The 13,737-nt window shown below is 63.2% G+C and carries 13 protein-coding genes; 4 read left to right on the top strand and 9 right to left on the bottom strand.

What is annotated here, in order from left to right; translation table 11 throughout:
* Nucleotides 1–59 precede the first annotated feature (59 nt).
* From BUS12_RS38325 to BUS12_RS22560, 5 genes are all read right to left on the bottom strand, one after another.
* Nucleotides 60–359, bottom strand: a complete 300-nt coding sequence (locus BUS12_RS38325; protein ID WP_143788432.1) for a hypothetical protein — start codon at nucleotides 357–359, stop codon at nucleotides 60–62.
* Between the two features lie 90 nt (nucleotides 360–449).
* Nucleotides 450–791: a hypothetical protein gene (locus tag BUS12_RS38320; protein WP_143788431.1), complete on the bottom strand. Its 342-nt coding sequence runs from the start codon at nucleotides 789–791 to the stop codon at nucleotides 450–452.
* Nucleotides 792–1,272: 481 nt separating this feature from the next.
* Entirely contained in the window at nucleotides 1,273–2,829 is a 1,557-nt protein-coding gene (locus BUS12_RS22570; RefSeq protein ID WP_083640572.1) for an efflux transporter outer membrane subunit, read from the bottom strand.
* A gap of 2 nt (nucleotides 2,830–2,831) precedes the next feature.
* On the bottom strand, nucleotides 2,832–5,966 hold the full coding sequence (locus BUS12_RS22565; RefSeq protein WP_074299448.1) for an efflux RND transporter permease subunit: 3,135 nt from the start codon (nucleotides 5,964–5,966) through the stop codon (nucleotides 2,832–2,834).
* On the bottom strand, nucleotides 5,963–7,060 hold the full coding sequence (locus BUS12_RS22560) for an efflux RND transporter periplasmic adaptor subunit (RefSeq protein WP_367117649.1): 1,098 nt from the start codon (nucleotides 7,058–7,060) through the stop codon (nucleotides 5,963–5,965). Before BUS12_RS22560 ends, BUS12_RS22565 begins: the two co-directional genes overlap by 4 nt.
* Before the next feature lie 263 nt (nucleotides 7,061–7,323).
* Here BUS12_RS22560 and BUS12_RS22555 point away from each other — a divergent pair, with 263 nt between their 5' ends.
* Nucleotides 7,324–7,947, top strand: coding sequence for a TetR/AcrR family transcriptional regulator (locus BUS12_RS22555; RefSeq protein ID WP_074299444.1), 624 nt, complete (start codon nucleotides 7,324–7,326; stop codon nucleotides 7,945–7,947).
* 99 nt (nucleotides 7,948–8,046) lie between these two features.
* Here the strand turns inward: BUS12_RS22555 and BUS12_RS22550 are convergent, their stop codons facing one another.
* Nucleotides 8,047–8,259: a hypothetical protein gene (locus BUS12_RS22550; RefSeq protein ID WP_074299442.1), complete on the bottom strand. Its 213-nt coding sequence runs from the start codon at nucleotides 8,257–8,259 to the stop codon at nucleotides 8,047–8,049.
* A gap of 411 nt (nucleotides 8,260–8,670) precedes the next feature.
* Between BUS12_RS22550 and BUS12_RS22545 the strand changes: the two genes are divergently transcribed.
* Nucleotides 8,671–9,777 (top strand): LysR family transcriptional regulator, encoded by a 1,107-nt coding sequence (locus BUS12_RS22545; RefSeq protein WP_074299440.1) that lies wholly within the window; start codon nucleotides 8,671–8,673, stop codon nucleotides 9,775–9,777.
* Between the two features lie 180 nt (nucleotides 9,778–9,957).
* Nucleotides 9,958–10,407 (top strand): GNAT family N-acetyltransferase, encoded by a 450-nt coding sequence (locus BUS12_RS22540; protein WP_074299438.1) that lies wholly within the window; start codon nucleotides 9,958–9,960, stop codon nucleotides 10,405–10,407.
* Nucleotides 10,408–10,507: 100 nt separating this feature from the next.
* Here the strand turns inward: BUS12_RS22540 and BUS12_RS22535 are convergent, their stop codons facing one another.
* From BUS12_RS22535 to BUS12_RS22525, 3 genes are all read right to left on the bottom strand, one after another.
* Nucleotides 10,508–11,278, bottom strand: coding sequence for an SDR family oxidoreductase (locus tag BUS12_RS22535; RefSeq protein WP_074299436.1), 771 nt, complete (start codon nucleotides 11,276–11,278; stop codon nucleotides 10,508–10,510).
* A gap of 84 nt (nucleotides 11,279–11,362) precedes the next feature.
* A complete protein-coding gene (locus tag BUS12_RS22530; RefSeq protein ID WP_074299434.1) occupies nucleotides 11,363–12,217 on the bottom strand; it encodes an alpha/beta fold hydrolase in 855 nt (284 codons plus the stop codon).
* Between the two features lie 24 nt (nucleotides 12,218–12,241).
* Entirely contained in the window at nucleotides 12,242–12,931 is a 690-nt protein-coding gene (locus tag BUS12_RS22525) for an alpha/beta fold hydrolase (protein ID WP_074299432.1), read from the bottom strand.
* A 172-nt stretch (nucleotides 12,932–13,103) separates the two neighbouring features.
* Between BUS12_RS22525 and BUS12_RS22520 the strand changes: the two genes are divergently transcribed.
* Nucleotides 13,104–13,736 carry a CGNR zinc finger domain-containing protein gene (locus BUS12_RS22520; protein ID WP_074299430.1) on the top strand — a complete coding sequence of 211 codons (633 nt, stop codon included), beginning with the start codon at nucleotides 13,104–13,106 and terminating at the stop codon, nucleotides 13,734–13,736.
* The last annotated feature ends 1 nt before the right edge of the window (nucleotide 13,737 follow it).

The following is a 13,737-nucleotide window of genomic DNA, read 5'->3' as shown; positions in this document are numbered from 1 at the left end:
CACGTTTCATAGCGGAGCGGTGGTACAGGTGCGGCAGATCTTTGTCATTCTGGCATAATTTATATTTTTAATGAAAATAGCGATCTTGCCAAATAACCTTGATAAGGTTCAGGCAATAAAAGTGTTTGAGAAAAAACCGTTCGCACTGTTGCGCATCTGTTCTCGTCGTTTGCGGTTCGGATATTCTCCAGATTGGAGAGAAAAATTTTTGATCGATAGTCAGGAAGCGATGCCGCAAGTTTTAAAATAGCCAGTTGCACATCTTCCTTCGCGACAGAAATAATGGGTAGATTGCGGAGTTGAGCATCGATGGCGGATTGACTTGTCGTAAACCATGTTTTTGCTTCGGCGGCACTCATTGTCTCGATGATCCGAGCGGTATGCGTCGCCAACTGCGAGCCGGAAATCTCCCCCTTCGCTACGTCACTGCAAGTCTTGTTATCCAGAGATCACAAAACTTTATTGATGAGCTGGAGATATCTTTCCAACATCTCAGTGGGCAATCGATCTAGACCCTTTGCTTCGAGTTGACTAGCCAGTTCGAGCTTGGCGAGTTCGTCAGCCCCGTTGGAAAGCTGATCCAGCTCGCTATTCGATTGAATCCACTCATTAAATTCTCTTGCTTCTTTATGAGCAGGCGATGACACGGGATATGGATTTGTCCATACCTTGACATCACTGGCCGTGGCCTTCTCAACATCACGCTTTGGCAGATGCCATCCGTGAAAAAATACGTACGACGAACAAAAGATCAAAGCAGCGCTGAGTAGATATCTCGCTGTGTAACTCATTTATGTCATTCCGATGCTGTACTGGCCGCGTCTCAGAACGGTGAACACGTGCCGGAGCAGCGTATTTCACTCATTCAGGCTATTTTTAACTCAATACGCAATCATCGAGGAAAAATGGGAGGCCGCGCTATCGGAAATTTCTGCACTGACACCGAGAACGGTCAGAAGCGCTGAATAAAGCGGCTGTCAATTGGTACCAGCGCTTGTTAGGCAGGCAAGGGAGGAGGGGGCGTCGATGAGCGGACTGCGACACAGCGCCAATCATGGTGATTGCGTGTGATCAACAAGCTGTAGGTGAGGATGGACTACGGACGTGTGCCTGGTCGAGGCACGACTTTTCCTGCGGGGATGGGACTGGTGGGAGGGGTGTTCGAAATTCGGAGTGGCGTCTTCGTCGCGATTCGCGGGACAGTCGTTAGAGGGGACGCCGGGTGATCCATCACGTAGAGGTCGCGCGGCGCCCATGAACCACTCGGAGCCTTCAGCCCGCCGATCCCCCCTGGGACTGCGAACTCGAAACCGGCGGCTGCGCACCTTCCCCAGCCGGAGCCCCCGCCCCCTTGCCACCCGCCGTGCCTGCCTCCTCAACCGGCGGCGTCCCCATCGCCTGAAACAACGCCGCCGTATCGGTCAACCGCGCACCGGTATACCGTATCTCATCGAGCTTCGCATTCCGAAACTGTTGCTCGCTCGAGCGCGCCGCCGATACCGGCACCGCCCCCAGCCGATAACGCGCCGCCGTCTCATCCGAAATACCCTGCGCAGCACGCGCGGCGACATTCGCAGCATCGAGCGCCTGCGCATCGTGTTCGAGCGCCGCCAGCGTATCGGCGACGTTCTGGAACGCGGCGAGCACCGTCTGCTTGTACTGCTCGGTCGTGGCGTCATACGTCGCCTGCGCCGCGCGCCGTTGCGCGAGCAGCGCGCCGCCATGAAAGATCGGCTGTGACAGCGAACCCGCCACCGCCCAGATCGCGCCCGCACCGGAGAGCGCCACCGGCCAGCTAAAACCGCCTTGTCCCATCGACGCCGTCAGCGACAGGCTCGGGTACATCTGCGCCGTGGCCACGCCCACATCCGCCGCGGCCGCCTTGAGCGCCGCGTCGGCGGCCTGAACATCCGGACGCGCCCGCAGCAACTCCGACGGCACGACCACCGGCACCCGCTGCGGCACCTGCAACTGCGCCAGATCGATATCCGGCGGCGCGGCGTCAGGCGTGCGCCCGATCAGGACCGCAAGCGCATGCCGCGTCGTCGCCCACTGTTGCTTCAGACCCGGCAAACTCGCCGACACCGACGCCGCACTTTGTTGCGCGTTCAACAAATCCGCATGCGAGATCGCGCCGAGTGCGTAACGCCGGGCCGCATCGCGCGCGTCTTCGTTCGCCAGCGTCACGAGCCGCTCGGTGGTGTCGATCTGCGCATGCATCGAGGCCGCGGTGATCGCCGCGGTGACGATGTTCGCCGCCAGCGCGCGCCGCGCCGATTCCAGCTGATAAACCTGCACATTGACGCGCGAAGCGAGCGCGGCATTGGCGAGCCGCGAGGCGCCGAACAGGTCGATCGTGTAGTGCGCCTGCAACTGGCCGACGAACGTGTTGTACAGGAACGTATTCGGCCCGAGCTCTGGAACCGCCAGCGCGCGCTGCCGGGCCGGTTGGGCTACGGCATCGACGGTGGGTAGCATCGAACTGCCAATCTGTCCGCGCAACTGCTCGCGCGCGGCGGTGAGACTCTTGTCGGTTGCCGCCAGCGTCGGACTGTTGCGCAGGCCTTCGTCGACGAGCGCATTCAGATCGTCGGACTGGTAAAGACGCCACCATGCCGGCACCGGTTTGGCGCCCGCCACGAACTGCTGGGTGACGCCTTGCGCGGGCACCGTTTCGGTGGGCTGCGGCTCGGCGCCGTAGTGCGCCGGCTGGGGCATCGCCGGCGCATTGCCGTTCGGGCCGAACGAGCAGGCCGCGAGCGCGAGCGCGCCGCTGCCCACGACGAGGGCTCGGGCCTGTCCGATACGTTTGAAGACAGAAGTAGCCATGATCAATTTCCCGAATGCGACGCTTGCGTCGATGAAGCCGGCGGCTCGCGTTCGTCGCCGCGCACCCTGAACGAGGCCGCGTACAGCGCGGGCAGATAGAACAGCGTGAGCACCGTGGCGCTTGTGATGCCGCCCATCAGCGCGGTGGCCATCGGCCCGAAGAAGTTCGAGCGCAACAGCGGAATCAGCGCCAGCACGGCCGCCGCCGCGGTTAGCGTAATCGGCCGGAAACGCCGGACCGTGGCGCCGACGATGGCATCGAAGCGTTTGTGTCCCGCGGCGATGTCCTGCTCGATCTGATCGACCAGAATCACCGAGTTGCGCATGATGATGCCGAACATCGCAATCACGCCGAGCATCGCCACGAAGCCGAACGGCTGGCCGAACAGCAGCAGCGTGGCCACCACCCCGATCAGGCCGAGCGGGGCGGTCAGCACCACCATCAGCACGCGTGCGAAGCTCTGCAACTGGACCATCAGCAGTACCAGCACGGCAATGACCATGATCGGCATCTGCGCGTTGATCGACGTCTGACCTTTGCCGCTTTCCTCCACCGAACCGCCCACTTCGATGCGGTAGCCCACCGGCAGCGTCGCGCGAATCTGGGCAAGCGCCTTGTCGACGCTATTCGTGACGTCGATGCCTTGCGCGTTGCCGATCACGTCCGATTGCACCGTGATGGTCGGTTGGCGGTCGCGTTCCCAGATCACGCCGTATTCGAGGTCGTAGTGCATATGGCCGAGCGTGCCGAGCGGCACCGGACCATTCGGCGTGGGCATGGCCAGCGTGAGGAGTTGGCCGGGATCGACGCGTTCCGTCTTCGGCGCGCGCAGGTCGACGCTGATCAGCTTGTCGCGTTCGCGGTATTGCGTGACCGTGTAGCCGGACAGCGTCATGGCGAGGAAGCTCGACACGTCGTCCGAGGTGACGCCCAACTCGCGCGCCTTCTTCTGGTCGATCTCGAAGCGCACCGAGCGCTCGGCCGGCTCGTCCCAGTCGAACTGGACATTGTCCGTACGATGGTCGGCACGCATCGTCGCCGCGACGCGTTCGGCGATCGAGCGCACCGTGGCGATGTCGTCGCCGCTCACGCGGAACTGCACCGGAAAGCCGACCGGCGGCCCGTTTTCGAGGCGCGACAGGCGCGTGCGGATCGCCGGGAACTGGTTGCGCAATTCCGGTTCGAGCCATTGCGCGAGCTTCTCGCGGTCCTTGACCGATTTCGCGGTGATCACGAACTGCGCGAAATTCGGCTGCTGCAATTGCTGGTCCAGCGGCAGATAGAAACGGGGCGCACCCTGGCCCACGAAGTCCACCGTATGATCGATTTCCGGGCGGCCCACCAGCGCTTTTTCGAGCCGCTGGGACTCGCGCAGCGTGGCTTCGAACGAGGCGCCTTCCGGCAACCTGACGTCGACCAGCAACTCCGGACGGTCCGAACTCGGGAAGAACTGCTGCGGGACCAGCGTGAAGCCCATCAGCGCGACCACGAACAGCACGACGGTGATCGTCAGTACGACGAAGCGCCGCTCGATGCACCAGGTGATCCAGCCGCGCAGCCGCTTGTAGAAGCGGGTGTCGTAGATGTCGTGTTCGTAGTCGTGCGCTTCATGATCCTGGCGCTTGCGTTCCGGCAACAGGTGATAGCCGAGCAGCGGAATCAGCACCACGGCGGCGAGCCACGACGCGATCAACGCGATGGCCGACACCTCGAAGATGGAGCGGGTGTATTCGCCGGTACTCGACTTCGCCAGCGCGATCGGCAGGAAGCCCGATACGGTGACGAGTGTGCCGGTCAGCATCGGAAACGCGGTGCTGGTGTACGCGAACGCGGCGGCGCGGGTGCGGTTCCAGCCCTGTTCGAGCTTCACCGACATCATCTCGACGGCGATGATCGCATCGTCCACCAGCAGCCCGAGCGCGAGCACGAGCGTGCCGAGCGAGACCTTGTGCAAGCCGATATCGAACAGGTACATGCACAGCGCCGTGACCGCGAGCACGATCGGAATGGAGATCACGACCACCATCCCGGTGCGCACACCCAGCGACACGAGACTCACCACCAGTACGATCGCAATCGCTTCGGCCACCGCCTCCAGAAAGTCGTCGACCGACTTCGCGACGGCATCCGGCATGCTCGAGACTTCGACGAGCTTGAGGCCGGCCGGCAGATACGAGCGCAGCACGGCCGACTGCTTGTCGAGCGCCTTGCCGAGCTGGATCACGTCGCCGCCGGGCTGCATGGTCACGCCGATGCCGAGCACGGCCTTGCCGCCGTAGCGCATCTGCGTGGAGACCGGATCGTCATAGCCGCGTTTGATGGTGGCGATGTCGCCAAGGCGAAACGAACGGTTGTTGATGCGGATCAGCGTATCGGCGAGCGCGTTGACGTCCTTGAACTGGCCGGTCGGGCGCACGAACACGCGGTCGTCCAGCGTAGTCAGGGTGCCGGCCGGCGAGACGTCGTTCTGCGAATTGATGGCCTGCGCAATCTGTTGCGGCGACACGTTCAGACGCGTGAGCTGCGTATTGGCGATCTCGATGTAGATGTGCTGGTCGGGGTCGCCGAAGTAATCGACCTTGGCGACGCCCGGCACGCGCAGCAGCACCGTGCGCAATTCGTCCGCGTAGTCGTGCAGTTGCGCGGCGGAAAAGCCGTCGCCTTCGAGCGTGTAGATATTGGTGTAGACGTCGCCGAACTCGTCGTTGAAGAACGGTCCCTGGATGCCTTGCGGCAGGGAGGTGGCGATGTCGCCCACCTTCTTGCGCACCTGGTACCAGGTTTCCGGCACGTCCTTGACGGGCGCGGAGTCCTTCATCGAGAAGAACATCAGCGATTCGCCGGGGCGCGAATAGCTGCGCACGAAGTCGATATACGGCGTTTCCTGCAGCTTGCGGCCGATGCGGTCGGTGACCTGTTCCTGCACCTGGCGGGCGGTGGCGCCGGGCCAGAAGGTGCGGATCACCATCACGCGGAACGTGAACGGCGGATCTTCCGATTGGGCGAGCTTCGTGTAAGCGAGGATCCCGAAGGCCGTGGCCAGCGCAATCAGGAACACCACCAGCGCCTGGTGACGCAGCGCCCACGCGGACAGGTTGAAGCGTCCCTCTTCATGTTCATGCGTAGTTGTACTCATGAAGCAAAGTCCTCGGGATGCAGGGGGGCGATCGGGTGGACTTTCTCGCCGGCGGTCACCGTGTGCACGCCTTGCAGCACGACGCGCTCGCCGTCCTTCAGGCCGCCGGAGATGGCGACGGTGCGTTCGTCATACCGTGTGACCTGCACGCGGCGCAGTTCCAGTACGTCGTCGCCGTCGTGTACGACCCATACGGCCGGGTTGGTGCCGTCGTGGAACAGCGCGGTGGCGGGCAGCGTGAACGACGCGGCGGGCTGCGCAGCGCTGTTGCCTGCGGTGAGCGCCACGTCCGCCGTCATGCCGAGCCGTACATCCGGGCCGGGCTCGAGCAGTGTGAGGTTCGCGCGATAGGTGCGGCTTTGCGGATCGGCGGCGGGCGAGAGCTCGCGCACGCGGGCGTTGAAGGTGCGGCCGGGCAGCGCCGACATCGTGACCTTGGCGGTCTGACCGACAGCGAGCGCGGCGAGCGTGCTTTCCGGCACGTCCACCACGACGTCGACGTCACCGCTCCACGCGAGGTTGTAGACCGCTTGTCCGGCCGAGACGTTTTGCCCGGTCTGCGCCTGTTCGGCCGTGATCACGCCGGCGTGATCCGCGGGCAGGTCGGTGTACTGCAACTGGTTCTTCTGTAGTGCGGCTTGTTGTGCCGCCTGATCGCGCTGGGCCAGTGCCGAGGCATACGCATTGGTGGTCTGTTCGAGCTGCGCCGCCGAAATCAGGTTTTCATGCGCCTGCGCCTGGTCGCGATCCAGCTGCTGCCTGGCATACACGAGGCTGTGCTGCGCGGCGTCGAGTTGCGCCTGCGCGCTGGCGGCGCTCTTCTGCGCATCCGCCGGGTCGAGGCGGGCCACGACTTCGCCGAGCTTCACCGTGTCGCCGAGCCGGACGTGCCGCTCGATGATCTTGCCGGCAATCCGGAACGACAGCGGCGTCGAGTAACGCGCTTCTACTTCGCCCGGCAACGAGGCCGACAGCGGGCTGCCGTCGGCATGTGCGGCGGCGACGACCACCGGACGCGGCGCAGGCGCTGACGCCTGTTGCTGATGGCATGCGCCCAGCATGACGAGGCCGGCCAGCGCGAGGGCGTAGGCCATGCGGCGTGTGGGGGTGGAACGGCGATGCGGATGAGAGTGCGTGCGCATCGCAGATGATGCGCTACAACCGGGACGATTCACAATTACCCCAATCAGGAGACAGCGAACGAACACGGCAAGCCACAGCGGCTAGCCAGCGAAGGCACGTTTGAAACGACGCGAGCAATACCCTGTTGCTTCAAATGATGCTGTGCATTCTAATACACACCTGTATCTGAGTGTATAGTCGTATTTGAATTCTTTCCGGTGGTAAACTCGCCTGCATGAAACGCCAACGACTCACACGCGAACAGAGCAAAGACCAGACGCGCCTGCGCCTGCTCGACGCCGCGCAAGCTATTTTTATGAAGAAAGGGTTCGTCGCCACGAGTGTCGAAGACATCGCCGAGGCGGCCGGTTATACGCGCGGGGCGTTCTATTCGAACTTCCGCAGCAAGCCCGAGCTGTTCCTCGAACTGCTCAGGCGCGACCATGAGGAAATGCAGGCGGATCTGGATAGCATCTTCGAAGAAGGCGCGACGCGCGAATCCATGGAGGCGCGCGTGCTGACGTACTACAGCAATATGCATCGCGAGAACAAATGCTTCCTGCTGTGGGCGGAGGCGAAGCTGCTGGCCGCGCGCGACGGCCGTTTCAGGCTGAAATTCAACGCGTTCATGCACGAGAAGCTGCAGCAACTGAGCGAATATATTCGCGAGTTTTCAGCGCGCGCAGGCACGCCGTTGCCGCTGCCGGCCGAAACGCTGGCGTTGGGGCTGATGGGACTGTGCGACGGCGTGCAGTACTTCTACACGGTCGACCCGCAAAACGTCTCGAGCGATACCGCGGAGGCGGTGCTGGCGGGATTCTTCGCGCGGGTGGTGTTCGGGCGCGACCCGGGGCTGTGAGGCTGGTTGTGCAGCGGGCAGTGAAGCAGAGCAATGAGGCTTGCGCGGTGCGCAAATCAGGGCGATTCAGCCCGCGCTCAACCCCGGCTCAACTCGCGCTCAATCAACCGGCAGATTCGCACAGGCGTCCGTCACGGGCGACGCGCAGATGAGCGAATACTCGCCGCTCCATTGCAGGGCGGTCTTGCCGGCGTGCAGGACCTGGCGGACGTCGGGGCTGGTTTCGTAGGCGATGAAGGCGGAGCAGGCGACTGCAGACAACACGACCAGTGAAAACGCGATTCTTTCAATAACCTGAAAACGATGTGGCATGGCGATATCTTCCTTTCGCCCTCCATGATACCGGAGATTAGGGTTTTCACCTAGTCGCCTGGGCATCGAATCGCACCCGCCGGGCGCGTATTTTTTGTCCTGCACGAACAATCCGCCATGTTGGCTTCGCGCCCCGAACAGCGCGCAACTCCGTTTAATTCCACCTGCATCGCCTACCTGACCGTTTTGCCATCTTCAGGTCAGGGTTGGGCCATGAGTGATCGATACAATCGAACGCGTTGGGCAAGCCTTGGTGCGAGCGACTCGCAGCGTGGTTCTCACGCACATGGTCCGTCGTCGAGGTGCGATGTCACCCGCTTGTAGTCATCGGCTTGCGTAGTCGCCGACGCTCCGTTTACGCGCTGCGTCGGCGTTCGTTGGCTTGGCTTTAATAGCGGCAGGAGTGGCCTCATGAATCATTTGCAGTCGATGCGAGTTTTCGTCAAAGTGGCCGAACTCGGGAGCTTCGCCCGTACTGCCGGCACGATGGGTATCTCTACCGCCGTCGTGACCCGTCACGTGGCCGACCTCGAAGAGCGTCTCGGCACCCGTCTGCTCAACCGGACGACCCGCAGCCAGTCGCTGACCGAGTCGGGCCGGGTTTATCTCGAACGCGTGCGGCCGATCCTCGACGATCTCGAAGGGGTCGAGCAGATGGTGGTGGCGCGCAATCACGAACCCGTCGGCACCTTGCGCATCGTCGCGCCTGTGGTGTTCGGCCTGCATAATTTCGCGCCGGTGCTGCAGTCGTACGCCGAGCGTTATCCGAACGTCATCCCCGATGTCACGCTGGTGGATCGCCATGTCGATCTGGTCGAAGAAGGCTTCGATGTGGGCGTGCTGATCGCGCGGCAGATGCGCAGCGCGAGCATCGTCACGCGGCGCCTGACCACCGGTCACATGACCGTGTGCGCGACGCCCGCCTATTTGCAGAAGCACGGCGTGCCGACCCGGCCCGAACAGTTGCAGGATCACCCGAGCCTGTCGCTGCCGTCCGAATACGGCGGCGACGAACGCGTCTTCACGAGCCTCGACGGCAGCGGCGACGTGCGGATGCGGCCCACCAACGCGATCGTGGCGAACAACACCGAAATGCTGCGCCAGTTCGCGCTGCTCGGCATGGGCGTTGCCATCCTGCCGAGCTACCTGATTGGCCGCGACCTCGAGCGTGGCCGGCTGGTGCGTCTGTTGGGCGGTTATCGCCTGCCGCAGGTCGAGGTGACCATTGCGTATCCGAGCCGTCATCATCTGCCGGCCAAGGTGCGGACCTTTATCGATCATCTGGTCGAGCATTTCAGCCAGATGTCGAGCAACGTGCCGGACGAGTTCGCAGGCTCGCAGGATGCGGTGTCGCTCACGGCGCAAGCAAGGCGCGCCGTGGCGGACGCCCAGGCAGCGGCGCTGGACTTCGACGAGCGCGAAGAAGAAGCCTCGCTGCCGCGCGGCACGACGGCTGCGGCGGCCTCGCGCAAGCCGTCCCGGCCGACGCGCATGACCGAGCAGGCGTCGCCGGTTTAAGCCCGGCGGTGGCGAAACGCGATCACGGCGTCAGGGAGAGATGAAGGCTCGCGGGGTCGACTCAACGACCTTGAGCGTGTGGCAGCAGTCAGGCGATACTGGCGGATCGGCGGGGTGCGTACAGGCGCATCCCGCCTCTCCGCGGCACGCCCGCACACGCTATCCGGGGAGCATGACGAGTTGAACGTGACCTTTGCCCACACCACCGGCGACGACGTCGAAACGCTGGTGCAGATTCGTATTGAAGCGATGCGCGAGAGCCTCGAACGGATTGGCCGCTTCGATCCGACGCGTGCCCGCGAGCGTTTCCTCGCGTCGTTCGACGCAGCGTATTGCCGCTTCATCCTCGTCGACGGCGCAAAGGCCGGTTTTGTGCTGATCAGGCCCGAGACGGATCATCTGCAGCTCGATCATCTGTATATCGTTCCGGCTTACCAGGGAAAGGGCGTAGGCGCCGCGGTGCTCGACGCCGTGCTCGCCGATGCCGACGCGCAGGCATTGCCGGTCCGATTGGGGGCGCTGCGCGATAGCGACTCGAATCGCTTTTATCAGCGCCATGGCTTCGTGAAAACCGGCGAGGGCGAGTGGGACATTTACTACACGCGTGAGCCTCGGGCGCGGGCTGCCTGAGCGTTGTTGCCACCCGCGCGCGCGCTCGCGCAAAACCCGCTGCCATCAACGCGGCGACACGCCAGCGCCGTGATTTGCGCACCGCGCAACCGCTCGCCACTCAAACCGATTTCACTTCGCCGCCATCCATTCGCAACGTCGAGCCCGTCATCCAGCGCGCTACAGGCGACACCACGAACGCCATCAACTCGGCAATCTCTTCCGGCGTGCCGTAACGCGCGATTCCCGCTTCAACCGGAAACTTTGCCGTCGCCTCTTCAACGCTCATGTTGTGCAGCGGCGCCCAATGTTCCAGGTAGGAGCGTCGCCGGCCGGTCATCACGGGGCCTGGCAGCACGCTGTTGACCTGCACGCCGTCGGCGATGCCGCGATCCGAGAAGGCTTTGGCGAGTGCCACGATCGCTGCGTTGATCGTGCCCACGGCCGCGTACGGCGCCTTTGGAAACAGTGCGGAATTGCCGGACATCAGCACCACCGATCCCGAACTTTCCTTCAGCGACGGCCATGCCGCGATCGTCAGCCGGCGCGCGCCATGCAGCTTGAGCGCGAGACCGCGATCCCATTGCTCGTCGGTCATCTCGAGCACGTCGATCTGCGGCACGGCGCCTGCAATGTTGAGCAACGCGTCGATACGCCCGAACGTTGCAAGCGTCTCGTCCACCACTTGCTGCGCGGCCTCGGGTTCGGAGAGATCGAGGTCGAGAACAAGCGTCTGTGCGCCGGCCTTTTTCACTTCGACGGCCGTCTCTTCGAGATTCGCGCGGTTACGTGCGACGAGCACGATCGAGTCAAAATCCCGCGCCAGCCGGATAGCGGTCGACCGACCGATACCCTGGCTCGCGCCCGTGACGATTGCGACTTTGCTGGACATGTTGCTGCTCCTGGATGAGTGAATCAAGCGTGGTTCGATGAACCATGACGGTCTTCCGCCAGTGGATGCCGACCGGCAGAAACCTCAGCGAACAAGAAACTCCGAAATCGCCGCCGCGATCTCCGTAGCGTGCGTCTCCAGCGCGAAGTGACCGGTATCGAAGAAGCGCACGACGGCACCCGGGATGTCGCGCTTGAACGCTTCGGCGCCCGCGGGCAGAAAGAACGGATCGTGCTGCCCCCATACGGCAAGCAACGGCGGTTGATGGGTGCGGAAGTACTGCTGGAACGTGGGGTATAGCGCGACGTTGTTTCGATAGTCGCGGAACAGGTCGAGCTGTACCTCGTCCGCACCCGGGCGGCTCAGATAGAAGTCGTCGAGCGAGTAGCCGTCCGGCGAAACCGACGCCGCGTCGGGCACACCGTGCGTGTACTGCCACACGGTCGTCTCATGCGTGAGCAGCGCACGCAGCGCCTCGCGATTGGCGGGCGACGCGTCTTGCCAGTACGCGCGGATCGGATTCCAGCCGTCGCTCAGGCCTTCTTCATAGGCGTTGCCGTTCTGCGAAACGATCGCCGTGATCCGCTCGGGATGGCTGACGGCAAGCCGGAAACCGGTTGGCGCACCGTAGTCGAAGACGTAGACCGCAAAGCGATCGAAGCCGATTACCTCGGTGAAACGCTCGATGACATGAGCGATGTTGTCGAACGTGTACGCAAAACTGTCGCGGCTCGGCATGTCGGACTGGCCGAATCCGGGCAGGTCCGGTGCGACGATGTGGAAACGCTCGGCCAGCTCTGGAATCAGGTCCCGAAACATATGGCTCGAACTCGGGAAGCCGTGCAGAAGCAGCAGCTTGGGGGCACCCGGGCGGCCGGCTTCGCGATAGAACACCTTGAAGCCGTCGACGTCGGCATGGCGATACGTAATCGAAGTCATGATTTTCTCCACAGAGGAATAGGGTCAGGCAACCGACTGCAGCGCTTCGACAATGACCTGCGTCACCACGTCAGGCGCCGTCACGAGCGGTGTGTGGTCGACCGGGTGCGAGCGCACGTGCGCCTTCATGCGATCCGCCATGAAATGCTGGGTGACGGGGTTGATCATGCGGTCCTGCTCCGCGACGAGGTACCAGCTCGGACGGTCCTTCCACAGCGGACGCCCGACCGCCTCGCCGATGCACGCCACCGCAATCGGACGCTGCACCGCGGCGAGCACGGCCAGCTCCTGCGACGTCGCCTCCTGCGCAAACGCCCGGCCGAACGCTTCTTGCGGCAGCCAGATGAAGCCATGTCCATCCGGTGCGAGTTGCGGCGCCTGCGGATGCGCTTCGCCGCGGTAGAACACCTCGCCCACCGTTTCACCCTCGTCGGGAGCGAGCGCGGCGACGTACACCAATGCCGCGACCTGTTCCGACCGGGTCGCGCCGATCACGCCGCCGGCATAGGCATGACCGGCCAGCACCACCGGACCTTCGATCCGCTCGAGTACGCGGTCGAGCGCGGCCACGTCGTCGCTCAACGAGGTGAGCGGCAACGGAGCCGCAACCGCATTGATCCCTTGTTCCTGCAGACGCTCGATCACCTTGCTCCAGCTCGATCCGTCCGCCCATGCACCGTGGACCAGCACGGCGCTCACCTTGCCAAACGACATGTCCCGCTCCTTTCAAGATAGTGGCTGCTGCCTGTCATGTGCCATCTACTGCATCGCACTAAGTAACCTCTTTGTTGATGTTTTAAAGGTTACTAACTCCATGTGTAACTTGTCAAGAGCATTTTTAGTGGTTACGATGTCTTCATCGATATGGCAGATTGATCACAAGAAAATGGACTACCGTCAGATTCCCGCGATATTCGTGGCCGATGCGCCGGGCCTCGATTTCCTCAACTCGATTGCGACACCGGTGGACGAAGAAGTCGACTGGATCGGCGATGGAGAAGGCCTGCTGTCCTGGCTGGAGCAGGCCGGCATGGTGCCGCCGGCGGCGCTTGCAGCACTGCGCGCGCAGTCCACGCCGGCTGAGCTCGACGCCGTAGCGCAACAGGCGCGCGCGCTGCGCGAGTGGTTCAGGGGATTTGTGCGGACGAGGAAGGGACGGCCGCTGGCCGCCGTGGATGTGGGTGAGCTCGCGCCCTTGAATGAACTCCTTGCGCGCGACGATCGCTATGAAGAAATCGTCGCCGATGTCACGGCTGGGGTGTCGCGATTCGAATTGCGCGCGCAGCGGCGCTGGAAGTCGGCGGAGTCATTGCTGTTGCCCATCGCCGAGGCGCTGGCGAGACTGGTCTGCGACGAAGATTTCACCCAGGTGAAGGCCTGTGAAGGTCCCCGCTGCACCTTGCTGTTTGCCGATCACACGCGGGGCCACGCGCGCCGCTGGTGCAGCATGGCGATTTGCGGCAACCGCGCGAAGGTCGCGGCGCACCGCAAACGGCTCAAGGAACAGGAAGCGCACTGAG

It is taken from the genome of Paraburkholderia phenazinium, from assembly GCF_900142845.1.
Taxonomy (GTDB): Bacteria; Pseudomonadota; Gammaproteobacteria; order Burkholderiales; family Burkholderiaceae; genus Paraburkholderia; species Paraburkholderia phenazinium_A.
This window is presented reverse-complemented; position numbering and strand designations above follow the sequence as displayed.